At 63.7% G+C, this 23,964-nt stretch carries 21 protein-coding genes and 2 pseudogenes; 13 read left to right on the top strand and 10 right to left on the bottom strand.

Translation table 11 applies throughout. The features are described from left to right. Nucleotides 1-290 precede the first annotated feature (290 nt). From LOK46_RS06440 to LOK46_RS06425, 4 genes and pseudogenes are all read left to right on the top strand, one after another. Entirely contained in the window at nucleotides 291-1,181 is an 891-nt protein-coding gene (locus LOK46_RS06440) for a hypothetical protein (RefSeq protein ID WP_273563008.1), read from the top strand. Nucleotides 1,182-1,252: 71 nt separating this feature from the next. Next, entirely contained in the window at nucleotides 1,253-1,735 is a 483-nt protein-coding gene (locus LOK46_RS06435) for a hypothetical protein (protein WP_273563007.1), read from the top strand. Nucleotides 1,736-1,749: 14 nt separating this feature from the next. Next, a complete protein-coding gene (locus LOK46_RS06430; protein ID WP_273563006.1) occupies nucleotides 1,750-3,474 on the top strand; it encodes an AAA family ATPase in 1,725 nt (574 codons plus the stop codon). A 117-nt stretch (nucleotides 3,475-3,591) separates the two neighbouring features. Further along, nucleotides 3,592-4,122: pseudogene (locus LOK46_RS06425) on the top strand (IS5 family transposase); the annotation flags it as partial. Nucleotides 4,123-4,281: 159 nt separating this feature from the next. On the opposite strand, the gene LOK46_RS06420 reads toward LOK46_RS06425, so the two are convergent. Together LOK46_RS06420 and LOK46_RS06415 are read right to left on the bottom strand one after the other, a co-directional pair. Continuing rightward, entirely contained in the window at nucleotides 4,282-5,124 is an 843-nt protein-coding gene (locus LOK46_RS06420) for a glycosyltransferase family 2 protein (protein WP_083916314.1), read from the bottom strand. 27 nt (nucleotides 5,125-5,151) lie between these two features. Then, nucleotides 5,152-5,955 carry a class I SAM-dependent methyltransferase gene (locus LOK46_RS06415; RefSeq protein WP_273563005.1) on the bottom strand — a complete coding sequence of 268 codons (804 nt, stop codon included), beginning with the start codon at nucleotides 5,953-5,955 and terminating at the stop codon, nucleotides 5,152-5,154. A gap of 647 nt (nucleotides 5,956-6,602) precedes the next feature. Between LOK46_RS06415 and LOK46_RS06410 the strand changes: the two are divergent. From LOK46_RS06410 to LOK46_RS06385, 6 genes and pseudogenes are all read left to right on the top strand, one after another. Continuing rightward, nucleotides 6,603-8,026 (top strand): annotated as a pseudogene (locus LOK46_RS06410) (transposase); the annotation flags it as partial. A 1,837-nt stretch (nucleotides 8,027-9,863) separates the two neighbouring features. Further along, complete coding sequence (locus tag LOK46_RS06405) at nucleotides 9,864-10,859, top strand: hypothetical protein (RefSeq protein WP_273563004.1); 996 nt, start codon at nucleotides 9,864-9,866, stop codon at nucleotides 10,857-10,859. A 732-nt stretch (nucleotides 10,860-11,591) separates the two neighbouring features. Next, entirely contained in the window at nucleotides 11,592-12,593 is a 1,002-nt protein-coding gene (locus LOK46_RS06400) for a GHMP family kinase ATP-binding protein (RefSeq protein WP_273563003.1), read from the top strand. A 67-nt stretch (nucleotides 12,594-12,660) separates the two neighbouring features. Next, nucleotides 12,661-13,593 (top strand): NAD-dependent epimerase/dehydratase family protein, encoded by a 933-nt coding sequence (locus LOK46_RS06395; protein ID WP_273563002.1) that lies wholly within the window; start codon nucleotides 12,661-12,663, stop codon nucleotides 13,591-13,593. Nucleotides 13,594-13,674: 81 nt separating this feature from the next. After that, nucleotides 13,675-14,262, top strand: coding sequence for a D-sedoheptulose 7-phosphate isomerase (locus LOK46_RS06390; protein ID WP_273563001.1), 588 nt, complete (start codon nucleotides 13,675-13,677; stop codon nucleotides 14,260-14,262). A gap of 10 nt (nucleotides 14,263-14,272) precedes the next feature. Further along, nucleotides 14,273-15,511 (top strand): HAD-IIIA family hydrolase, encoded by a 1,239-nt coding sequence (locus LOK46_RS06385; RefSeq protein WP_273563000.1) that lies wholly within the window; start codon nucleotides 14,273-14,275, stop codon nucleotides 15,509-15,511. Nucleotides 15,512-15,566: 55 nt separating this feature from the next. Here LOK46_RS06385 and LOK46_RS06380 read toward each other — a convergent pair whose 3' ends face one another. The 3 genes from LOK46_RS06380 to LOK46_RS06370 form a co-directional block, all read right to left on the bottom strand. Continuing rightward, nucleotides 15,567-15,716: a hypothetical protein gene (locus LOK46_RS06380; RefSeq protein ID WP_273562999.1), complete on the bottom strand. Its 150-nt coding sequence runs from the start codon at nucleotides 15,714-15,716 to the stop codon at nucleotides 15,567-15,569. A gap of 98 nt (nucleotides 15,717-15,814) precedes the next feature. Beyond that, complete coding sequence (locus LOK46_RS06375; RefSeq protein WP_273562998.1) at nucleotides 15,815-15,991, bottom strand: hypothetical protein; 177 nt, start codon at nucleotides 15,989-15,991, stop codon at nucleotides 15,815-15,817. Beyond that, a complete protein-coding gene (locus LOK46_RS06370) occupies nucleotides 15,967-16,317 on the bottom strand; it encodes an NUDIX hydrolase (protein ID WP_273562997.1) in 351 nt (116 codons plus the stop codon). The genes LOK46_RS06375 and LOK46_RS06370 overlap by 25 nt, the downstream gene beginning before the upstream one ends. A 277-nt stretch (nucleotides 16,318-16,594) precedes the next feature. On the opposite strand from LOK46_RS06370, the gene LOK46_RS06365 reads away from it, so the two are divergent. From LOK46_RS06365 to LOK46_RS06355, 3 genes are read left to right on the top strand one after another with little or no spacing between them, the layout of a single operon-like run. Continuing rightward, the gene (locus LOK46_RS06365) at nucleotides 16,595-17,833 is read left to right on the top strand and encodes a class I SAM-dependent methyltransferase (protein ID WP_273562996.1); all 1,239 of its coding nucleotides are present in this window, start codon (nucleotides 16,595-16,597) and stop codon (nucleotides 17,831-17,833) included. A 26-nt stretch (nucleotides 17,834-17,859) separates the two neighbouring features. Then, nucleotides 17,860-18,813, top strand: coding sequence for an NAD-dependent epimerase/dehydratase family protein (locus LOK46_RS06360; protein ID WP_273562995.1), 954 nt, complete (start codon nucleotides 17,860-17,862; stop codon nucleotides 18,811-18,813). Beyond that, nucleotides 18,800-19,726 (top strand): NAD-dependent epimerase/dehydratase family protein, encoded by a 927-nt coding sequence (locus LOK46_RS06355; RefSeq protein ID WP_273562994.1) that lies wholly within the window; start codon nucleotides 18,800-18,802, stop codon nucleotides 19,724-19,726. The genes LOK46_RS06360 and LOK46_RS06355 overlap by 14 nt, the downstream gene beginning before the upstream one ends. A gap of 150 nt (nucleotides 19,727-19,876) precedes the next feature. Here LOK46_RS06355 and LOK46_RS06350 read toward each other — a convergent pair whose 3' ends face one another. From LOK46_RS06350 to LOK46_RS06330, 5 genes are all read right to left on the bottom strand, one after another. Beyond that, nucleotides 19,877-21,292, bottom strand: a complete 1,416-nt coding sequence (locus tag LOK46_RS06350; RefSeq protein ID WP_273562993.1) for a phosphomannomutase — start codon at nucleotides 21,290-21,292, stop codon at nucleotides 19,877-19,879. A 219-nt stretch (nucleotides 21,293-21,511) separates the two neighbouring features. Next, the gene (locus LOK46_RS06345) at nucleotides 21,512-21,832 is read right to left on the bottom strand and encodes a hypothetical protein (protein WP_042675484.1); all 321 of its coding nucleotides are present in this window, start codon (nucleotides 21,830-21,832) and stop codon (nucleotides 21,512-21,514) included. 16 nt (nucleotides 21,833-21,848) lie between these two features. Next, nucleotides 21,849-22,601 carry an FkbM family methyltransferase gene (locus LOK46_RS06340; RefSeq protein ID WP_042675482.1) on the bottom strand — a complete coding sequence of 251 codons (753 nt, stop codon included), beginning with the start codon at nucleotides 22,599-22,601 and terminating at the stop codon, nucleotides 21,849-21,851. Between the two features lie 56 nt (nucleotides 22,602-22,657). Continuing rightward, the gene (locus LOK46_RS06335; protein WP_273562992.1) at nucleotides 22,658-22,999 is read right to left on the bottom strand and encodes a hypothetical protein; all 342 of its coding nucleotides are present in this window, start codon (nucleotides 22,997-22,999) and stop codon (nucleotides 22,658-22,660) included. A gap of 158 nt (nucleotides 23,000-23,157) precedes the next feature. Next, nucleotides 23,158-23,952 (bottom strand): ABC transporter permease, encoded by a 795-nt coding sequence (locus LOK46_RS06330; protein ID WP_076729265.1) that lies wholly within the window; start codon nucleotides 23,950-23,952, stop codon nucleotides 23,158-23,160. Nucleotides 23,953-23,964: the final 12 nt, after the last annotated feature.

Genomic DNA, 23,964 nt, shown 5'->3' with positions numbered 1-23,964 from the left:
TCGTCGAAGGATACCGACCATGGCTGAGACCTTCACTACCGGCGTTATCGCGCCGACGAAACTAGCCCGATGCATGAATTCCGGGCAGTCCCAAGCCCCCGTCCCGGCAACCCACCTGATCGCCTGAAGGTGCGCTGGCACGCGATACGCCGTGCCTCAGCGTCCTCTCGCTATCCTGCAATCCTGACGCCCTCGTTGCCGCAGGCCTGAGGCTGCGAAAAACGAGCCCGTTCGTCGCCCTGCCATTCGGTGAAGGGCGCGGGTTGGCGTCGCCTGGACGGAAACCATCCATGACCATCGTCGTCCCCCACCCCGCCGCCCAGCGCGGCGGCCGACAGCGGTTATCTGCACGTGGGCAGCCTGGATCCGCGACCGCCAGCCGGATCACCGTCCCGCTCGGGAGCGCCGCGGCCCTAGGCTGCGGCCACGTTCAGCCCGCGATCCCGCAGATCTGCGCACCCGAACTGATGGCCGCAGCCCAGGCCGCGCTCGACGGCGCGTTCCGGGCGACCTTCGTGCCCGATCCCCTGCTCGGACCGGGCTTGTCGCAACTCGGATCCGTGCTGGCCTCCATGGTCAAGAGGCACGGGTCCCTCATCGAGGCGGCGATCACGGACGTCCTTGAGCGAAGCGGGCGCTACCTCGTGCTGCGCAACGTCGCGATGCCGATCACCGTTCCGACCCAGGAACTCGTCCGCGCCAGCAGCGTCGCCCAGCTCAACCAGACCTCGATCGAACTCGCGGGCGCCGTCGCGCAGTCGGTATTTCTCGACCTGATCGTCGTCGACCGGAAAGAGAGCCGAGCCATCATCGCCGAGGTCAAGAGAGGCTCCGGAAAAAATGAGGCTAGGAAAATCCACCAAGTCGAATGGGTACTGCGGTGCGCGCAGGTCCAGGGCCACTCGTTTCTGGCTTCACTCGGCTATGAGGTCGCGCAAATCCGCGCCGTGCTGATCGACGTCTATGGACGGGCCGGGTACGGTGATGACCTTACGGTGAGCGGACCGGCCATAGATCATCTGTTCGCGACCCCGGTCTTGGCAGCGCTCGAGACTGTGACTGCGGCGCTTCAAGCCCGATTGCGCGCGGCTGTGCCGGACCTTCTGACGATGGCGTTGGCGAGCCTCGCCGTTCCTGAGAACGTCAAACACCCGCACTCGCCCGGGCCGCTCGCGCCCTGACCGCACCACGTTGGCATCAGGTCGCGGCCGCGACCTGATGCGTCCATCTCGCTCTCCATCAATCCCGCACCGTGCGCCTGCGCGCCGTCGCGCTCTCCAGGTCTGTCTCAATGACACTCGCTCGTGACCCCGATGCCCATCTCTCCGGCACAACTGACGCGGCCAAACTCTCGCTGCCGCTGTCCTGGTGGCGTGTCCTCGCCCCTGAGGCGCTCGATATGGCGGCGCAGTGCCGCCTGTCCGCTGCCCTGAATGCCGCGCAGCCCCTGCCGTTCCCCGACTGGTCCGCTGCTTGCCGGGGCGATTCGGCGACTGCGATCCATATCGCCCTCAACGTCCTCGCCGAGGCCATCGCCTTTCCTGGGCGCCTCGATCCGGCGATGTCGGCGATCTGCCTCTGCGCCGTACGAGGTGACGGCTCCTGCACCGACCTGCTCGTGCACGTGCTCGGGCGGCGCGCTCGACGCCGGGCTGATCTCGAGGTGCTCTGCCTCGCCCATGCTTGGTGCTCCGTTCCGCGCCGCGGTTCCGACCGCGCCGGCGTCGCCCACTGAAGGGGAGGAAGCCGATGGCATTCTCTTCGACCCCGCCTGCCCTGCAGATCGACTCCGAGGCGGCACGTCGCCTGCTCGAACCGATGCTTCCGCGCCGCCTGCGCGCCTGCCTCACTCAGGATCTGCGTGTGGCTTCTGCTTGCTCCGAGCTCGCCCTCGAGATCACCACCCTCGCCCCCGATGCCGAGGCGCTGGTCTCCGCCTGGATCGGGGCGGCCACTTCGGAGGGCGGCTTGTGGCGTGACCGTCGATGGATAGCCCGACGATCCGCTCTGATCCGGTTCCTCGACGTGTGGGCCGTGGAGCACGATCAGCCGGTGGCGCGGGCGTTGGCCGATGTCGCGACGCTGTTGTCCTGCGCCGGCGATGATCGCAGAGCTGCAGCGCGCTTGGCCCAGCCCCTGTGGCTGGAACGCGAAGCGGTTCTCGACCTCCGGAAAGGGTTTGCAGGGCTGGCCGAGGCGCAGACGCGCCTCACTATCGGACGCGTCGCCGAACAGGGTGCCGATTCGGACATCACCGGGGCGACCGATCTCGCTGTCGCGCTGCAGGCAGCTTGGCACGACGCGCTTACGGACGCGCTTCTGACGTTCTCCGAGAAGACGAGCAGCGCCATCGCCGCTGCTGCCACTTTGGCCTGTGGCGCCGATGATGCCTTCGCCAGCGACGTGGCACTCGTCCACGCGCTCGTGCCCGTTGGGGAGGTCTTGACACGACCCGTCGCAGACGGCGCGGCGACGCGGGAGCGGCGCAGATGGAAGACGATCGAGGCTCAGCTCGCCAAGAAGAGCGAGGCGCGCCGGCGCGAGAAGGCGGCGACCGTCGACACCACGCCACAGCTGCCGGATGCCGATGCCCCACCCGCGGAAGTGTCCAAAGGCCACGTCCTCGTCGTTCCGGCGATCCAAGAGACCGGGAGTGACCGCGGCAAATCCATCGCCCGCGGCTATGAGCACATCATCGGCAAGCCGCTCCCGCTGGTCGCCGTGCCGGATCTCGCGGATGTGCGCGCTCGGTTGGTATTCGAGTTTCCTTACGCGCAGACCATGATCGACCGACTTCTGGCCGATCTGATCGGACATGAGCACGCCACGCTCCGGCCGACTCTGCTGATCGGCCCGCCGGGAGCCGGCAAGAGTCGCATCGTCGCGAGGATCGCCCATCATCTCGGATTGGGGCTGTGGCGGGTCGATGCTACGCGGGACGCGGGCGCATCGCTCGGTGGCCTTGATCGCCGCTGGGCAACGTCGGAGCCAGCGCATCCGATCATGGCGGTGGCTCGATCTGGCACCGCCAATCCGCTGATGCTGATCGACGAGTTGGAGAAGGCCGCGACGCGCGCAGATCACGGTAGGCTCTGGGATGCCTTGCTTCCGATGCTCGAACCGGAGACCGCCCGGGCCTACCAAGATCCTTGTTTTCAGACCGAGGTTGATATCAGCCGAGTGTCCTGGTTGGCCACGGCCAACGGGGTGGTCAACATTCCTGGTCCGTTGCTCGACCGCTTGCGTGTCTTGGAGATGGCGGCGCCAAGCCAAGCAGATCTTGAGGCGCTGCTCGGACCGGTCCTGGAGGGTATCGCTGCCAATCGCGGGCTCGATCCTGCCTTTGAAGCGCCTCTGGATGGGGAAGCGGTCGCGCTGCTTCGTCGATCCTGGCGCGGGGGATCGGTGAGGCGGTTGACCCGATTGGTCGAGGCATTCGTAACGGCGCGCGAAACTCTTGCGGTTCGGCATTAGGGAGTGAACCGAGCCAGGGTATTGTAGGGTTTGGCAGTTTGTGATTCCAGGCGGCCGTTTGCAGCCTGGAGGTGGCGATGGCGAACCTGTTCTGACTCTCGGACGAGCAGTAAGGCGATGACCGAGCCGTTCATGCCCAGGAGCCAGCCCGGCCGCGGGCGGAAGGACGACCGGCAGATCATCTCGGGCATCCTGCACGTCCCGACGTCGGGCGCCGCTGGTGCGACTGCCCGGCCGCGTATGACCCGCGCACCACGGTCTACAACCGCTTCAATCGCTGGTCGCGGCGCGGCTTCTGGAAGGCAATGCTCTCCGCGCTGGCCGAGGCCGGGTGGGCCGGCAACGCAGGCACTCTCGACAGCAGTTTCGCCCGGGCTCACCGGTCTGTCCATGGAGGGAAAGGGGGCGAGGGCGCAGGTCATCGGCTCGTCGCGCGGCGGCCAGACGACCGAGATCCACGCTCTCAGCGATGTCCTCGGCCGGCCCAACGTCCTCCCGCTGACGCCGGGCAACGCCAGCGACGTCACAACCGCCCCAGTATTGCTGGTCGAGGCGCCGGGCCGGATCCGCCGCCCGAGCGCCAACAAGGGCTACGACGTCGATTGGCTGGCCACCGATCTGCGCAGGAACGGCATCATGCCCGTCCTTCGCCACCTTGAAGCAGAGCGATGAGCCGGCGCCCCGATCTCCGAAAAACAGAGATGCGCGACGCCGAGACTATACGGTAGGCGACAGGGGGCACAACGAGAATCAAGTCGGCCATTGAGCACTTCTGTGAGGCGTGCGTTGTGTCTGGCCTTAGCGAACCTAGAAGGTGCCAGAGAAACGGCTCGGTATACGCCAGATGTCTGGCGCAGCGATCCAATCCTTCTTTTCGATTTGATCTGCAAAGACACGTTTCGTATCTTCGAAATGTTTCTCTCCCCGTCGCATCTCTATGACGCGGCGAGGCAGACTCGCAACCTCGTTTTGAATGTGATCTATGAACTTGTCCGGTGGTATTGAATGATGTGATGCTTCAATGCTAGTTGGTGTAGCAGCGTTTCGCTTCTTCTGTCGTTCGTACAAAATCCCATTGTCGCAATGGGCGATATGGAATAAGAAAAGGTCGGCGAAATTTGGTCGATGATTGCCGACGATGCAATGAAATCCGTGCATCCAATCAGTTCGTCCAGCGATCAGCGTGGGCTTGCACAATGCAGAAAGAGGCCGAGCAAAGCAACGCTGATGAGAAATTGGCGCCTTGAAATCGATGGCACTCTCTTCAGCGACATGGAGCACATCGACACCAAACATGGTCACGACGTGGGGCAGATTATGATCCGCAGCGTATGAGCCCAAATTCGACGATATGGCTGGATCTGGGACAACGAGCTCGTCGGCATCTGTAAAAAGAACGCGCTTATAGCCGATGAATAAGGAGGCGCAGAAGTCGCATACCGTTTGCGCCCGCGCACTCTCATCCATCGGAGTGCGTGGGAGCCTTATTAGACTCGCGTCTATGTTTTCAGTTGAGCCATCGTCGGAACCGTGATCAATGACATAGCAGTGCTCAAGCCCAATCTGCCGTTTGTAGTGCTCTAGCCAGACCGGAAGCAGCGCTTTTTCATTGTACGTCATCGTGACGACAGCGAGTGGCTGTTTCTCCACAGAGATCTCCCGATGCGTGCAGTTTGCTTAAGCATTGCGTCTGCGGGTTGCTATGATAGACGGGCGTTTTGCCAGCGTGGATCCTGCTATGTCGTCATTATGAATCGCGTATGCTTCAGCGAATGAAACATCGAATCCAAGATTGTCGAAAATTTTGATATAGAGGCCGCGCGATAAGTGCCACCAAACATAAAATACATTTGGGTCGTCCAAGTTCGTGATTGGATGGATGACGAGTTCATCAAGCGGAAGCACGTCCGTGAAGGGAATCAGTACGGCTTCCTTGGCAAGCCGGGCCCAGGCTCCAATTGAATAAACCGGATCCGAGAGATGTTCGACTATTGCACCCGCCATCACCACGTCGAATGTCTGTTCCGGCCATTCGTAGAGTTCTGCGATTGGTGCATATACGCACTTAGCCTTGCTATTGAACTTATGCCAAGCATACCACCAGGAATTTTTGATCGGTATAAGGTTTTCTCTTTCCCATATGGCTCGTGATTGTTTTATGTCGCGGTAAGAGAGGGTGCTGGCGAACGGCATGTGCCGGAATTCAACGGTCGAGGCAGCATCCAAGCCGGTGACTTGAGCGCCGTGTTTCTCTGCATTGAAAGCCAAAAAACCAGACGCTGTGCCGACATCCAGCACGGTCTTGCCTTGTAAATTATAGCTGCCAATGTATTGAAGGAAGTCATCGATCTGCCAACTGCCTTGAACGGCTTCGCCATCCGGAAATTGCATCGAGTGGTACCAATAGCATCGGCTATTTAATGCGTCGTGCCATGGCGCTTCGAAGCGCGGTTCAATTATTACACTGGCCTCTGCACTCATCCGCTTCCTGCCTATCTTAGGTTGAACGGGGCGTCGCTCATACACCGCAACCAGCGGAATGTCTCCCTATTTTTCGAGCAGGCGCAACGTTGGTCTAAGCATACCTCTATCGTGGCGAGAGATTTTTGTGAGAAGTACTCCCACATGATGCCGTCCGCCTAGCAGAAATCCCATTGGAATCGCCTGCTGGCCCGCGCCATTTGAATTAAATATTTTATACAATTGCTCAGTGATTGGATAGATCCGCTAGCGTTCACCGATTGAACCTTGTCCAAAAGATTGATTTGCGCCGAACGCATTTTCTTCGAGCATCCTGAGCCTTGAGGCAGGTGGCCGCCTTGCTTCGCAAACGCCTCATGAACGATCAGATTGCCTGTGCCCTTCGGCAGGCGGAGGCGTGAGCGGCTGTAGAGCAGGTTCGCCGGAAGCTCAGCTAGTCCCGGCCGAAGTTACATAGCTAAAGTAGGTGTTTAGCCTGCATGGATATACAGAAGACACGGCATTCGAAGGGACTAACGCCTGGGAACAGAAATCACATGATGCTCAATTGCTTCGTGATTTCTCCGCGTTTTGCGTGGAGGGGTCGCGGTGACGGGGACGGCACTTCGAGGTTACGATGATCCTGCCCTCGTACCTGCCAGGTTGCTCTACCGAACCTCGGTCACCCCATGACGCTGCGCCCTTGCGTTCGAGCTTCTGCTGCCATCATCCTGCCGGCCGCTGCGGTATCTTCGCACAGCCATTCCCGCGGCTGATGCCGCCGCGCGCAGGCTCAAACCCGGATTGGGCTTGGCTTGCAGCTGGTGGCGAGGCCGGTGCCCGCCTGAGTATGCAGACCGACGCCTGATACGATCCTGCGCCCTGTCCACTGCCGCTGCTGAGCGTGAATCGGTCTCGCGTCGTAGGCATCGATGATCGGCTTCTCCGCAAAAGACGAGCTTACGGCCTACGCCTCGTCGATCTCGAATGCAGTCGCCCAATCGACCTGCTGCCCGACCGTTCGGGAGTGGCCGTCACCGACTGGCTGCGTCGCGATCCCGGCATCCAGATCGTCGCCCGCGACCGGTCCACCGAGCACGCCCAAGCGCTCACCGCTCGCGCGCCAGTTGTGCTTCCGGTCGCTGATCGATGGCATCACCTCCTGAACATGCGCCCACCGCTCGAACGCTGGCTCGGCCGCGTCGACAGTCGGCTGTGTCAGTTGCCCGCTCTGTCTATCGGTGATGGCCGCCATCCCGGGGATCGCCTGCGCGCCTACCGCCGCAGCGCCGCTGAGATCACGAGGAGTCGTGACAGTCGCGCTCGGCGGCTTGCAGCCTACGAGGACGTGCGTCGGGGTTATCTGGCAGGTGCGACCCTCCTGGCGATCGGTCGCGCTACAGGGTTGGCGCGCGCGACCGTGCGCAAGTACGCCCAGATTAAGAGCTTCCCCGAGCGCGCGAACCAGCGGCCCAATCCGTCTCGCCTCGATCCCAATCTCGCCCATCTGGAGCAGCGCATGGCCGAGAGCTGCGAGAGCGCCATGGCGCTCTGACGCGAGATCCGCGACCAGGGCTTTGCTGGAACTCATCGGCAGGTGCATCGCTACATTGCCGAGCGGTGTACGCCGCCACGGCGGAGCATCGCCCACAAATGGTTGTCGGGGGCTGGCCCGACGCGCGCAACGGTTCTCAGACCAGAAACACTTGCTTCTCGAAAGCAGCTGGCCTGGACCACGGTTCGGACCATCACGACGTTGCCGTCCCATGCCGCGGCCGACCTCACTCGGATCTGGCAGGATGCCGAAGTGGTACGCATTGTCGATCTGACGCAGCGGTTCACGAAGTTGATGCGCGCCTGCGGCCTGGATGGCGACCAACTGGCCGATCCGGTGGGCGAACTCGGTAGGTGGCTCCTCGAAACGCGCACCTGCGGCGTCGCGGCGTTGGAAACCTTCGCGGCTAACTTGGCGCAGAATCGGCGGGCGGTCCAGACTGCACTGACGACGTTCTGAAGCAACGCCCAGGCCGAAGGGCAGATCGGCCGGCTGAAGATGCTCAAGCGTACCATGTACGGCCGCGTCAGTTTCGCAGCGCCGCAGAGAGCCGCGATTTCTGTACGCTTTGCCGACCTCGCCCGACAGCAGTACGTCGAGAGCCTCGGGACTTGGTTCACGGCGGCGTTCGCGACGCTGCGGGGGAGATTCGCAGACAATCTGCGGCGTGACCGGGAGGCGCTGATCGGAAGGATCGCGACACCATGGTCGACGAGCCCTGTCGACGGGCAAATCAGCCCGTTGAAAATGCTCGAGCGCACGAAGTTCGGGCGGACTGGCTGTGCGTCTCTCCGTCAACCCGTAATGGCCACGCGATGACTCAGATCCGCCGCAAAGAACGCGATCGAAACAGTATTCATCGCACGCTGGCACAACAGGTGGAGCGCTGAAAATTGGTTCGTTTCCATTCGTGGGGGGCGGATGCCGTTCGCCTCTCGCTTGACGGGCCCAGATCTGTGAAACCTGACCTAAGTCACGTGGTAGGCGGTCTTCGTATTCGATTTTTTCAGTTTTAGCGTCTTCGCGGTCACGGGTTTTCGGCGTTCCTATGAGCAGGGTCGTGGCGATCTGGTCATCCACCGTGGAGTGCATGCGCGCGCCCCTATTTGAGCGGCACAAAATAGGAGGGGACGACACCTCCCCGTTCTTTGAGATAGTCATGCTACGAACCACGGTCGTGCGACATGCGCGGCTTCTCAGCACGACGTTGTTCGACGGATCAGATATATAAACTGCGTCGTCAGGGGACGATGTACCTGCACAGCCGGGCGCGACTGTAGCCGGCGACATTGCCGCCGGGGTTGCAGCAATCGCTGTACCGCCGAACAGCGACGTACTGATCCCCTCCGAAACGTCGCGCGAATGTTGGATCTCGCGTTCACTCCTGAACACTCCAACGATTGGAGACTCAGGCGCATCTGTCATGACGGATCCCGCGGTGGTCGTAAGCGAGTTGTCAACCGCGATACGCAGCCGCAAGCGGATGGCGGCACGGGTCTGCAGTTCAACCGGTATCCTTCTTCTGATCCCAGCTGCTTTTGTCCCGCGCTCCGTCCTCGGAGATGAGGAGGCGCTCTTCGCGCAGCGCTGGCCCCATTCTCGGTTAGCGTGGAGGCCATCGTCTGTGGGGCGCAGCAGCGAACGGATCTCGCACCTGTCCTCGTACTCATGCATCACGATCGCCAGAACCCGGTGGACGCCGAAGTATTCGTCCAGCAGAGCCAGATGCTGCGCGATCCAAGCCGGACGCGCCGCGCGAACACGTGGCCCCTCTGCGATGCAGATCGCGCCAACCAGCATCGTCTCCGCCACCGAACGGCGGGTCCCGTTGCAAGTCACGACGAATGCGGCAGTCAGCAGCGCATGAAAGCGTGTCAACGCCCCATCGAGATCTCCCCGCAGCGCGATGATCGACTCCGTCGTCAGCGGCGCGAACAGTTCCTTGATCCGCGCATCGCTCTCCCTACGAGAGAAGAGCTCGAGCCTCACCGAGGTGACGATGTCGCCGGGGGTAAAACGTGCGGTCCGCATGCCGATCTCCGCTCCTGATCGTAGCATTGTGGAGCCCGATGAAAGACGCAAGATGGCTCAAAATCGGTCTGCCCGAGTTGCGCTTTGACTCAGTCGAGAGAACGTCATTTTTTTGGTGGGTGCAGGTCTTAGAGGATCGCTCGACGAACGCGCTTTGTCTTTTTCATGCCGATCTACGAAGCTCCGCCGTGGTCGATCGCGGGCCATTGTCTCCTGTCTCGTGGCACACGCGGATCGCGAGAGATCAAGCGGGGGTAACGCAGACGGTAACAGTCCGCTGCGCGGTTCGCATTCGGCCAGTCACCCCCGCCTCCTTGGTGGAAGTAACGTAGAGTTTTGGATCATGAGCGTAGCGGTAACAGGGCAGAGCGAGACGACACGACGGGATTATGCGGCCACGGCTCGAGCCTTCATTGGCATGGTCGGTCGCGAGCTCGACCAGCAGGCCCCATCCCCCGTCGACGTGGTTGATTATTTCTTGGGACAGCACGGAAGGTGGTCAGAGAGCACGATCCGGCATACTCGGGCAGCGCTGCGCTTTGCTTTCGTTGAAACGAGCCGCAAACATCCCAACCATCCGCGTTTGGTAAGGGCGTTGCAGCGCCTGAACGCGACCGATTGTGAGACTGGCCGCCTTGTGACGCCCATACCGTGCGTGCGCACCAAGCGGCAGACGAGCGCGAAGAAGCGGAAGAGTCTGACACCGGCCGAGGCCCACGCTCTCTTGCTCGCCCTTTGCGAGGTGGGACATCGTCACGCCCCCATCGCCCAGGCGCAGGTCTTTTTTGGCGTCGACCTCGGATTGCGCCCCGTAGAGTGGGAGACAGCTCAGATTGTCGATGGCTATCTCGTTATTCAGAACGCCAAAAACACCAATGACCGTGGCAATGGGCCGACGCGAAGGCTGCCGCTGGACGGATTTGGGGACGACTACGTTGCATCGCTGGCCGCATCTCTCGATCGAATAGCCGATGCGCTCGTCAGCGAGACGTGGGAGACGATCCACCAGAACGTTGCCCGCGCAATGACAGCGGCGTCGATCAAGGCGGGAAAGATGTGCCCCAGTCTAAGAATTCATCCCGCCTGCCCATACACACTACGCCATGTTGCGACTGCCCGGATGAAGGTGGACCTTCCGCCGGAGGTAATTGCCGCGATTCTGGGGCACCGCTCGATCCACACCGCCTCCCGCAACTATGCACCAGCCCGTTCGGCGAAAGGGTTCCGTCCGATCGTGACGACCGCAGATCCTATTGCAGTTGCGCAGGTCAACGCATTTCGTAAAGATCTTGCGAAAATTGAGAGCGTTGACGATCACGGTCCGAAAGCCGGACTGTAGGCCGCCTTCTGCCGCATCTCGTCGACGTTATTCGCTGGCGCACGCGTTGCGCCAGCGAATTGCTGAATCGTGACCTTCCGGCCGCTTGAAGTTAATAAGGGTGCCGCGTGGCATGATATCGAAGAGCTGCGGTAGGGGCAGCTTGAGATTGTTGACACTTTCTTAACCATAATGTGAGCACGCTGCGTCTGGAAGGTTTTCTCCCAAAGTTGTGATGCTATCCGATGTATCCCAGAGCTGGCAATTGCTTTGGTATCGTTGATTTGATCACGAATTTGTCGAACGCGTCGTCGGTAAAGCAGAAAGAAGTGGAGTTGGGCCTAGTCACGGTATCAGGTTCTGCGCTTCATGGTCATTACGGCTGAGTTGCGCGACAGGCGACGTGATGGCGCATTGGGCGTAGGTCTGTTGCCCGTGCTCCAGCCTGTCGCCGCCAATCGACCCGGCGAGTGTTGGTCGGCAGAATCAAAATGAAGCATGTTAAGGTTGTTTAACTGCAAAACACAAATCCCCGTCAATTTTCGGCGGTCAAATGAATTTTTTGATCAAAAAATTAGGCTAAAGTTGCATGGGTGTGCTGTGTCATAGATATTTTTACGAATCACTTTGCGATTTTGTCATATTCGCGAGGTCGGTCCTCAAAATATGGACTGGGTGACGGTTAGGGGAAATATAAAAGGCTGTATGGTGCAGGCGGGTTCGCCGAAGCTGTTGAGTGTTCGGAATAATGCTATGCTGACGGTTACGCGGACACCCCTACGGATTAGTTTGTTTGGTGGCGGCACCGATTACCCAGAGTATTTTGAGCGCGCCCCGGGCGCTGTCGTCGGCGCGGCGATCGATAAGTATATCATCATCGCGGCGCTCGATCTGATTGGCTGCCAGGATTATAATTATCGATTAAGTTACTCTCGTGTTGAGCATTGCAACAATATCTCAGAAATTGAACATCCTGTCGTTCGAGAAGTATTGAAGCATTTCAATGTGACCCGTAGACTCGATATGAGCATCATCTCCGATTTACCTGCGGCGGGCAGCGGATTGGGCTCTTCTTCGGCTTTCACCGTCGGTTTCTTGCGTACGATCTACGCGATATTGAATCAAAAGCCTACGAAGATCGAGTTGTCGAAGAAGGCGATCGAAGTCGAACGTGAAATTTTGCGCGAGAACGTTGGCGTCCAGGATCAGCTCCACGCGGCCTTCGGGGGGATCAACCGTTTCGATTTTAATGGCTCCGCGATTCGGATCTCGCCTGTTCAGATGAGCGCTGCTGCCATACAGCAACTCAACGCGTCGATGGTGTTGGTCCATACAGGCATCGCGCGGCGCGCAACGACAACGGTCGCCGCGCAGATCGCGGTGACCCGCGCGCGCGCGATCGACAAGGAACTGTCCGAACTCTACCGCCTCGTCGAGGAATGTGTCTCGCTGCTGGAGGCCGGAACGAGCGGCTGGCTCACGCAACTCGGCGAGATGCTCTCCGCCTCGTGGCGCATCAAGCGAACCCTGTCGCGTGAGGTCTCGAACGCGGTGCTCGACGATCTGTTCGAAGCGATCACCGCGTCGGGGGCCTACGGGGCGAAGCTGTGCGGCGCGGGCGGGGGCGGCTTCTTCCTCGCTCTGATCGATCCCGCTCGGCTTCCGGCCCTGATCGAGCGGGTCGCGCCGCTGTCCGTCGTTCCGATCGGCATCGACGTCGACGGGTCCACCCTGATCTATCGCCAGACGCGCTGAGCGGCGTCCTCACAGGCCCCAGCCCGGCCGCAGCCGGGCCTCGGACCCATCGCGACGAGAGGCAACGATGCGAATTCTGATCACCGGCGGCGCGGGCTATATCGGGACGATCCTGGTGCCGATGCTGCTTGAGCGCGGGCACCACGTGACGGTGCTCGACACGTTCAAGTCCGGAGCCCCGGACCTGTTCTCGGCCTGCCAGTATGACACGTTCGAGCCGATCAAGGGCGACGCGCGCGACACGCGCATCCTGGACGAGCTGATCCCGAAGCACGACGTGCTCATCCCTCTCGCGGCCCTGGTCGGCGCGCCCCTCTGCAAGGAGGACGCGATCGGCGCCACGACGCTCAACCGCGACGCCGTGATTGCCCTAGTCGAGCGTGCGGGCGGCGAGCAGAGGATCGTCTACCCGACGACCAACTCGGGTTACGGCGTCGGCGAGGCCGGCAAGTTCTGCACCGAGGACTCGCCCCTGCGGCCGATCTCGCTCTACGGCACCACCAAGGTCGAGGCCGAGAAGGCGGTGCTCGACAGCGGGCGCGGCGTCAGCCTGCGGCTGGCGACGGTGTTCGGCATGGCGCCGCGGATGCGGCTCGACCTCCTCGTCAATGACTTCACGCACCGGGCCGTGACCGACCGGGCGCTCCTGGTGTTCGAGGGCCACTTCAAGCGCAACTACATCCACATCCGCGATGTCGCCAAAGGGTTCATCTACGGGATGGACAATTACGACCGGATGCGTGGCGAGGCGTACAATCTCGGCCTGTCGAGCGCCAACCTGTCGAAGCTGGAACTCTGCGAACGCATCAAGGTGCACGTTCCGAACTTCGTCTACGTCGAGGCCCCGATCGGCGAGGATCCCGACAAGCGCGACTATATCGTGTCCAACGAGAAGCTGGAGGCGACCGGCTGGTTCCCCGATTTCGATCTCGACCGGGGCATCAAGGAACTGATCAAGGGCTTCCGAATGATACGCAACTCGCGGTTCGCCAACGCCTGATCCGGGTGACCGGAGCCCAGCAGCGAACGCCCGCCGGTTGGCCCGAGAGGTCGGCCGGCGCGGGGACGGACCGAGGTGAGCATGAGCGCGATCGTCGATTTTCTCACGCAGACCCGCGACACCTTCCAGGCCGCTCTCGACGACTCCCGCTTCCACGCGACCCTCGCCGAAATCGCCGATCTGGTGACCGCGTCCCTGCGCGGTGGTGGCAAGCTCCTGACGATCGGCAATGGCGGCAGTGCCGCCGACGCGCAGCACATCGCGGGCGAGTTCGTCTCGCGGCTCAACTACGACCGGCCGCCCGCCGCGGCCGTGGCGCTGACCACCGACACCTCGGTGATCACCGCGATCGGCAACGATTACGGCTACGAGCACGTGTTCGAGCGGCAAGTGCTGGCCCTCGGGCGGCCGGGCGATGTCCTGCTCGCCCTCTCCACATCGGGGCGGTCGCCGAGCGTGCTGAAGGCGATGGACGCGGCACGCGACCTGGGTCTGCGGGTTGTCGCCTTCACGGGTGCGACGGGCGGGGCGATGCCCGAGCGGGCGGATGTCTGCCTGCACGCGCCGACGGACGCCACGCCCCTGATCCAGCAGATCCACATCACCGCCGCGCACATCGTCTGCGGCCTCGTCGAAGAAAGCCTGTTCCCGCGCGGGACGGCAGCGTGAGGGACGGCCTGTGACCGAGCCAGAGCGGAAGGGCGGAGGCTCTGTCCGGCAAGCCATGATCCTGTGCGGCGGCTTCGGCACGCGCCTGGGCGCACTGACCTCGGCGATGCCCAAGCCGCTGCTGCCGGTATCGGGTGAGCCGTTCCTGGACGTGCTGCTGTTCGAGCTCGGCCGCCACGGCTTCACCGAGATCGTGCTGCTGGCCTCATTCCACAGCGAGAAGATCCGCGCCTATGCCGCCGACAACCCGGTCGCGCGACGCTTCGGCATGACGCTTCGGGTCTCGGTCGAGCCGGAGCAGGCCGGGACCGGGGGCGCCGTCGTGCACGCCCTTCCCGAGGCCGACGAGACCTTTCTCCTGCTGAACGGCGACTCGTGGTTCGATGTGAACCTGCTGTCCCTGCCCGCGATGGCGGCCCGTCATCCCGAAGCGGCGATGGTCCTGTCGCTCCGTCGGGTGCCGGACGCCGCGCGCTACGGCGTCGCGCTCGTCGACGGCGTCCGGATCACCGCCTTCCTCGAGCGGCCGCTTGAGCCGGGCCCCGGCCTCGTCAACGCTGGCGTCTACCTGGTGCGCCGCGACGCGCTGGCCGGCCTGCCGCCGGCCTGCTCGCTGGAACGGGACGTCCTGCCCGCGCTGGTCGCCGAGGGCCGCGTGGTCGGCGAGGCCCACGACGGCTACTTTCTCGATATCGGCGTGCCCGAGAGCTACGCCCGAGCCCAGGAAGAGATCCCGGCCCGTCGGAGGAGACCTGCCGCCTTCCTCGATCGGGACGGTGTTCTCAATCACGACCACGGGTATGTCGGTTCCGTGGACCGGTTCCAGTGGATGGCGGGCGCGCGCGACGCCGTCCGCGCGCTGAATGATGCCGGCTACTTCGTGTTCGTCGTCACGAACCAAGCGGGGGTCGCCCGCGGCTTCTACACCGAGGCCGACGTCGCCCGTCTGAACGCTTGGCTGCGGGACGACCTGCGCGTGGCCGGCGCGCATATCGATGATCTACGCTACTGCCCCTATCATCCGGACGGGACGGTCGAGGCCTACAGGGCGGTCCACGGATGGCGGAAGCCCGAGCCCGGCATGATCCTCGATCTGATGGTCCATTGGGACATCGACCGCGCGCGCAGCTTCCTGGTGGGCGATCAGGAAACAGATCTCGCCGCCGGCCGTGCGGCGGGGCTCGCCGTGCACCACTTCAGGTCGGACGACCTGCTCGCCTTCCTGCGAGAGGTCGCGCTGAAGGAGTAGGAAGGGCCCAGGAGGTGTGCGCCCTCGCCGGGGCGCGCTTCGCCGTCTGGCACTGTCAATCGTGCGACTGGATCGAGAGCTCCGCTTCCGCGGCCTCGCGCATGGCGCGATCCCAGTCGAGCTTGCGCTTGGGCGGAGTCTCGCGCTCTGCGTCCGGAGCTTTCCGATCTCGCAGAGCGACGATCTTGATGTCGTACTCGGGCACGCTTCGATCCGCTCTTTAACCGACGATTAATCGTATTGGCGCAACGCGCGGGTCTTGTCAGCGGTTCGATCGCTCGATCCACAATCCGGTGACGGCCCTCATCCGGTGCTGGACAGGCCGATCAGGAGCATGGCGGCGTGCACGGCTCCGACGATGGCGCCCGATTGGGCGAGCTGTAAGGCCTCGGCCCGCGGTACGCGCACCACGGCGATGTCCTCGGCGGGATCCGGAAGCGCCGGCCCGGCCGCGGTCACGCGCGCGCGGACGAGATGCATGCGGTTGGCGTATAGCGGGCCGGATCCGCGTTCAGGGTGACCACGCGCTCGGCATCGGCGAAGATGTAGCCGGTTTCCTCGCGCATCTCGCGCTCGGCGGCCGCCAGGATATCGGGGTCGGCGGGGTCGATGGCCCCGCCCGGAAGCTCCAGGCTCGGGCCCCCATGGGCGTGACGGTACTGGCGTACGAGGATGACGTGATCGGCCGCGTCGATGCCCAGCACGAGCGCGATGTCCGGCGTCTCGAGCACGTAATAGGGATCGACGATGTGACCCGACGGCGTCACGCAGTCGTCGGCACGGAGACCGAGCCAGCGATCCTTCATGACGTGGTGGGATTTGCGGACTGTCCAACTCGGTGTCGAGATCATTGTTCTTTGCGGGCCTGGGGTTTGTACTTTCGGATATCCGCCGCGGTCATTGTGGATCTTCGCCGCTGGAGGACATGCGCGATGGCAAAACTGTCTCGCCTTTCGGCTCTGACTTCGATCGAGCTGCGACCGCGCGTTGCGCTGCCATGGCTCAGCCGATAAGCCTCGTGGGGTCGTAGAGCCTCGCGCCGCGGATGTCACAGGTCGTAGGATGACGGGAACGAAACTCGCCATGGCATGCCGCGTCTGCGACGGACGCGATGTCGAGCTGTTCCTCGACCTGACCGATCAGCCGCACTGCAACCGCCTGATCCCGCCGGAGCTCGCCGACCGGCGCGAGCCGCATTTCCCCCTGCGCGCCGGCTTCTGTCGCGACTGCACGCTCGTCCAGATCGATCACACGATCCCGAAGGAGAGCATGTTCAGCGACTACCCCTACGTCTCGGGCACGACGAAGACGCTGGTGGAGCATTTCCGCCAGACGGCGGCCCGGCTCGTGGAGCGGTACGGCCTCGGGCCGCAGGACCTCGTCGTCGACATCGGCAGCAACGACGGCACGTGGCTTCGGCAGTACGAGCCCTTCGGCCTGCGCCGCTGCGGCGTCGAGCCCGCCTCCAACGTCGTGGAACTGGCCCGCGCCGCCGGCGTGCCGACGCTGAATCGCTTCTTCAACGCGGAGACCGCCGAGATCGTCCGCGCGCAGGACGGGCCGGCGAGCCTGATCACCGCCGCCGGCGTCTTCTTCCACCTGGAGGAGCTGCACAGCGTCGTGAAGGGCATCGTCACGCTGCTCAAGCCGGACGGCGTCTTCGTCGTGCAGGCGATCTACCTGGGCGGGATGATCGAGAACACCGCCTTCGATCAGATCTACCACGAGCACCTGTGCTACTACACGCTCCGCTCCCTGGAGCAGCTGTTCGCGCGCCACGGCCTGGAGGTCTTCGACGTCAGCGTGGTGCCGGTCCATGGCGGCTCCCTCGAGGCGCATGTCGGCTTCCCCGGCGCCCACCCGGTCAGCGACGCGGTCAAGCGCATGCGCGCCGACGAGGAGGCCCGCGGCTACGGCAAGTTCGAGACCTATGTCGGCTTCGCCGAGAACGTCCGGCGCCTGCAGGCGGCGCTGCTCGACCTGCTGGAGCGCAGGCACGCCGAGGGGAAGACGGTCCACGCCTACGGTGCCCCAGCCAAGGGCGCGACGCTGCTCAACGCCTTCGGCATCGGCCCGCGTCTGGTCCAGTACGCGGCCGAGAAGAATCCGCTGAAGTTCGGCCGGCTGATCCCCGGCGCCCGCATCCCGATCGTCGAGGAGGGCAGCGTACCCGCGCCCGACGCCTATCTGGTGCTCGCCTGGAACTTCATCGACGAGTTCCTGGCGCGCGAGCGCCGCTACCTCGAGAACGGCGGCGGCTTCATCGTTCCGGTGCCGGAACTCAAGGTGATCACCGCCGCCGACTTGCCGAAGGCGATCTGAGCGTGGCTGCCGTCTCCCGATCCTCCTTGCCCGAGACCGTCGTCGTCGTCGGTGCGACCGGGTTCGTCGGCCGCAACCTCGTCGCGCATCTCGCCGACCGCGTGCCGCGGCTGATCGCGGTCAGCCCCTCCGGCCGCGCGGTGCCGGGGGCGCATGAGGCCGCGCGCTTCGATGCCCTGGAGGCGCTGTCGGTCCCCGCCGACGCGATCATCGTCAACGTCGCCGCGCAGCGCTACGACGCTGACAAGTTCGAGACGGCGCAGAGCGACCTGCTGACCGGCAACGCCGAGATCGCCAACCGCCTCTACCGGTTCTGCCTAACGAAGGGCATCCGCGAGGTGCGCGCGGCCTCGAGCGTCGCGGTCTACCCGGCGGCCCTCGATCCCCTCGACGACGCGCGGCCGATCGACCTCAACGCGCCGCCCAACCGGAACGAGGCCTTCTACGCGTGGTCGAAGCGCTGGTCCGAGGTGATTGCCGACCTCCACGCCGAGCGCTACGGGATCCATACGATCAGCTTCCGCCTGAGCAACCCCTACGGTCCCCACGACTCGACGGATCCGCGCAAGGCGCACGTCCTGCCAGCCTTCGTGATGCGCGCGCTCGCACCTGGGGAGCGCTTCGAGATCAAGGGCAACCCGCTGGTCGAGCGCGACTTCATCTACGTCGGCGACGTCGTCGACGTGTTCGCCCGCTCCCTGGAGATGCGGGAGACGAGCGACGCGCTTAACCTCTGCCGCGGCGAGACCACGACCCTGCTCGACCTCGCCCGCACCATCCTGGAGGTGGCGGGCGAGAAGCGGCCGGTGCACGCCCCCGACACGGCGACCCACGGCGTGCTCGCCCGCCGCTCGACCAACCGGCGGCTTTGCGAGCGCTTCGGGATGTCGAGCTTCACGGGACTCGCGGACGGGCTGCGGCCGACGATCGCGTGGTATCGCGAGACCTATCGCGACGGGGCTCACCATGCCGGGGCTTGAGCGCGACATCGTCATCGGGGCGGACGGCTTCCTCGGGCGCAACCTCGTCCCGCGGCTCCGGGCCGAGGGCCGCGAGGTCGTCGGGATCTGTCGGGCGGCGGGCGACCTCTCCGCGTGGGCGAATGTCGAGCGGGCGCTGCGCGCGGCGCCCCCGGCCGGCCGGATCTTCCACGTGGTGACCCGCCAGCGGACTGGCGCGGTGCAGTACGACATCCAGGGCGAGCTGCTGGCGATCAACGCCCGGGTCCACCTGAATGTCCTCGAGGCGTGGCGCCTGTTCCAGCCGCAGGCCAAGCTCGTCTCCACGGGCTCGTCCTGCACCTATCCGGAATCGGCGGAGCCGCTGTCCGAGGCGCGGTTCGGGCAGGGACCGACGCACCCGTCGGTGATCGGCTACGGGCTCGCCAAGCAGGTCTTGGCGACGGGCTCGGCGGCCTACGCGCACCAATACGGCCTGAGTTTTCTGCACTGTGTGCTTGCGACCCTGTACGGACCGCACGACAACAAGGCCTCCGACCGCAGCCACTTCGTCGGCGCCCTGCTCGACCGCGCCGTGCGGGAGAAGGCGGCGGGCGCTGAGCAGTTCGAGGTCTGGGGCAACCCGCAGACCGTCCGCGAGGTGCTGTACGTCGACGACCAGATCGACGCGATCCTGGCGGCCGACCGGGCATTCGAGAACGAGATCCTCAACTGCGCCGCCAACACGCCCGTCACCGTCGAGGCGGTGGCGCGGGCGGCCCTGGCCGCCCTCGACTGGTCCGTCCCCCTGGTGAGCCCGCCCGGCTCGTTCCAGGGCGCGGCCTACAAGATGCTCAACTCGACGCGGTTCCTCGACCGGACCGGCTGGCGGCCGCGCATCGATCTCGAAGCGGGCCTGCGAAGGCTCGCCGCGGCGGAGTACGCCGACCGTTAGCGAGCCGCGACCGGCCATCAGGTCGCCCGCGCGGACCACTGGTGTAGCCTACTGAGCGGCCGCGCCGAGCGAGGCGAAGGTCGTCAGTGCGCCTTGAGGGGGCCCCAGCCTCTTGTGATGTTCGGGACGGCTCCGAGACTCCGTGAAGGTTCAGGCTTTTGCCGACATCGCGGTCGCGGCGGAGGCAAGTCCCCACCGGACGAGATCCTGCGCCTCCTGTGCCGTCTTGGCCTCCGCGTAGCAGCGCAGCTCGGGCGCATTTCCTGAGGCCCGGAAATGGATCGTGCGCCCGCCGTCCAATTCGATCCGGATCCCGTCCTGCTGATCGATCGAGTCCGTTGACCCGATCGGGCCTAGGAAGGCGGCCCGGAAGTCCGGCTCCCGAAGGCGATCGAGGAAGGCGGCGCTCGTGTCGGATGGGGTGTTGGGTAGGCGGTCGCTGGCCATCTCTCCCGCATCCAGGGAGGCCACGAGATCCGCGAGGGCGGTGCCGGCGGCTCGCACCGCTGCTAAGGTGGCTAGGATCGGCAGCATCGCGTCGCGCGTCGGAAGGGCGGCTAAAGTCCTGCCGTGGAGCGTAACGTCCGATCCGAGCAGGAAGCCGCCGTTTGCCTCGAAGCCGGCGATGATCCGCGCCCCGGCAGACGTCGCCAGCTCCATGCCGGCGATGACGAAAGGCGATCCCACCTTCGTACGAACAACTTTCCGGAAGCCGCCGGAATGCTCGAGCGCAGAGCCGGCGGTGACCGGCACCACCACCGTGTCGGCACCGAGGAAGCGGGCGGTGATGAGCCCGAGCACGTCGCCCCGCAGTATCCGGCCCGCGCTGTCGGCCACCAGCGGCCGGTCGGCATCGCCGTCCGTGGTCACGAGCGCGTCGAAGGAGCCCGGTTCCATGACGTCGCGGATGAAGGCGATGTCCTCCGGACGATGCGCCTCTGTATCGATCGGCACGAAGACCTGCGACCGGCCAATCGGCGTCACCTCCGCGCCGAAGCCGGAGAGCAGGTCGACCATCAGGTCGCGGGCCACCGAACTCTGCTGATAGACCGCGATCCGCAGGCCATGCAGGATGTCCGGCGCGAAGGCGGCAGCGTAGCGCTGCTGATAGCGCGCGATCGCGTCGGGTTCAGGCGTGGCGGGCGTCGAGACCTGACCTTCGCCGGACGCGCCCTCCCCCAGGGCGGCCAGGATAGCGGCCTCGTCGGTCTTGGTGATCTCGCCCTCGGGCCGGTAGAATTTCAGACCGTTGCGATCCTCGGGGATGTGGCTGCCCGTGACCATGACAGCATAAGCACCGCGCCGCATCGCCTCGAGGGCGAGGGCCGGGGTCGGCAGCGGGCCGCAATCGATCGCCGTGAAGCCGGCGCCTGCCGCGGCATCTGCGACCGTCGCGGCGATGCCGTTGCTGCTGTCGCGCAGATCACGCCCGATGACGACCATGCGGCCGCCTTCGCCCTGGGAGACGGATCTGAAGAACGCACTGGCATAGGCGTAGCTCGGGCCACCGACGAGGTCGGTTACGAGACCGCGCAAGCCGCTCGTCCCGAATTTCAGACTGCTCACGGTACCTCCCTCGTCGCCGTAGTGGCGCACTCGCACAGGATCGATGCCTCAAACCGTTCGTAGGCTCAATGCTTAGCGGTAGGCAGCGCGCTCGGGATGGTCGAGTTCGGACTGCCGTGAGTCGCGACTGATGTGTCGGCGAGGCTGACAAGCGTGCCCTGCTGGCGCGCGGTCCAGTCTCGGAGCGCACATGTGCACCGCGCGCCAATTATCGCGGCATTAAAAGGCCGGTAGCTGCTGCTCCAGATGCGCGCGAAGGATCGAGTAGTGTCGGACGACTTCGTCCAGCGTTTCGGTGTTCTTCTTTCTGATCGCCTCCGAACCCAGCGGCTCGCGGTAGGTAGCGGCGTAATGGGCGGCGTGCGCCTTCAGCTTGACGGCGACGAAGTCGAGATCGGCCGACCACACGGCTTCCGCGCGAACCTGCTGGAGGCGTCTGGCGATCGCGAACCAGTTGAGATCAAGGGCGATGCCGCTGCCCATCTCCTTGAACAGGTCGAACATCGAATCCAGAATGGCGATTGCGGACTGCGCCGACATAGCCGAACCTTCCCCGTCAGGATCGTGCTGTCACGAGATCTGGGCGCGCGTACCAGTCGTCGAACAGGGACAGCTGACGGAAGCGCCGTCGGTAACCGTGGCCGCTCAGCAGCGCGGCGATCTTCTCCCGGCTGCCGGAGAAATTATGCTCGACGCTGATCAGCGCGATGTCGTGACGGGTGAAATCGAAGCTCTGCAGCACGTCGAGCTCGCCGCCTTCCACATCGATGCTCATGTAGTCGATGCGCCGCGGCGCCCGGGCCTCCGAGAGAAACCGTTCCAGCGAGATGGTCGCCACCGGGTATTGCCGGCGCTCCTGGCGGAACTGGGCATGAAAATCGTCGTCGGCAAAATCCTCCATGCCGGAGAGCTCGCCGATGTCGACTTCGTTGAACAGAACCTCAATCCCGTCGGTCTTGTAGACGCACTTATCGGAGATGTAGCAGCTACGGTTGCGATGCAGCGCATCGTGCCAAGCCCGCGCGGGCTCCGCCAGGGCTCCCTGCCAAGCGTAGGTCTTTTCCAGCAGGAGCGTGTTGCTCAGGCTGACGCCATCGCAGGCACCGAATTCCACGAAATAGCCGTTTCGTTTCTCTTGGAGCTCGTACAGCACCCACAGGTCCTGCATCAACTGCGCATTGGAGTACGGAGCCATCCGCGTGGCGAAGGACAGGAAATCGAGATCCGAGCTGAGAATGTGCGGGTGTGCGTCCAGATTATCCCTCAGGTTGATCAGGGCATTGAACACCGTCAGGAGTTCGACATCCATGGTCCTGGGCTCCAGTCTCAGAACGAGATCGCGCGTGCGCGCAAGCGTATCAGGGTTCAGCCGCGCGTCGCGGCTCGGCCCGGCATACGCGACGCCGCCAGGATCCGATTTGAACCTTCGAACAAGATGCCGTGCTGAAGCGCGGCCGGTCCGTGATCTGGCACGGTCCGCGCAGCCTTGCGGATGGCGGCGAGGAAGCGCTTGCGACTGAACCCGTAGGGTCGCACGCTTCCGATCAGAGAGTCGATCAGGGTCGACGTCGCCTCCGACCGAGCTCGAGCCAGATCGCGCTCGCGCAAAGCGGCGTCGCGCTCGGCCTGGAGGAGAGTCAATTCAGTTTGTTGCTGTTGGATCCGGCGGATGTACTTCGTATCGATGGCATGAACGGCATTCGTCATCGTGTGACAGCCCTGGCCCGAAGCGGTTGGAGAGTTCGAAGCCGAAGGCTCGCGTCCCGATCACGCGGAAGCCTGCTGTCGGCTCTGGTGGGGCAGCCTGAGGATCGTGCCGGCCGCGGGTTGCGCGATTGTAGGGCAAATGCGCAACCCTGCATTCTTCAAGCTTGAAGCTTGCTGACGACATGCTTGACCAGCAGAAGGCCGATGCTGGCGCAGGTCAGGCCGAACATGATGATGTAAAGATAATCTACCTGAATGCCTGCGTAGGGATAGTAGGCGGACCTTACCCACTCAGCCAGCTGCATGGCTGGATTGTACTTCATCCAGTAGTATACTTTGTCGGGCATGTAGCTTGGGAGGAACATGACTCCGCTCGATACATACAGGATGATGCTGAAAAGTGCGTAGCCGATCAGCCAGCCTGGGAAAAAGCCGATGATCGCCACGTTGATTGTTCCAATCCCGATGCCAAGTACGATCGCGGCAAGGTAGCCGCACATAGCCGTGAATGGGTCCGCTGGAATCGGATTGGTCCCAATGACAACCAGGATGGAGCAGACGACCAGCAACGCGAGGAAGCCGGTCACGATCTCCACGAGGATGCGGGCCAGGATCACGTCGAACAGCTTGACCTGCGGGTAATAGGTCAGCGGCCGGTTCATGATCACCGCCTTCATGACCTCGCGCGAAATGTACTGGAAGACCAGAACTGGAACCGCACCCGTTGCGAAGAAAAGAGCCCTGTTGTCGCCGAGAGGCGCCGCCAACTTCTGGAAAGTGTAGATCGCAATCAGCATGAAGACGTGCACGCAGGGCCAGAGAACGACCACGCCGTAGCCCCAGAGAGACGCTCCGAAGCGGGTGCGCATGTCCCGCAGGATCAACGCATGAAGCACATGCAGATAGGACTCGATCGGGCTCTTCTGTCCCTGGACCGGCGGGAGGGCGGGCATCGACGTGACCTC

It is taken from the genome of Methylobacterium sp. NMS14P (assembly GCF_028583545.1).
Taxonomy (GTDB): Bacteria; Pseudomonadota; Alphaproteobacteria; order Rhizobiales; family Beijerinckiaceae; genus Methylobacterium.
Note: the sequence above shows the minus strand (reverse complement) of the source record. Positions and strands in the feature narration are given on the sequence as shown.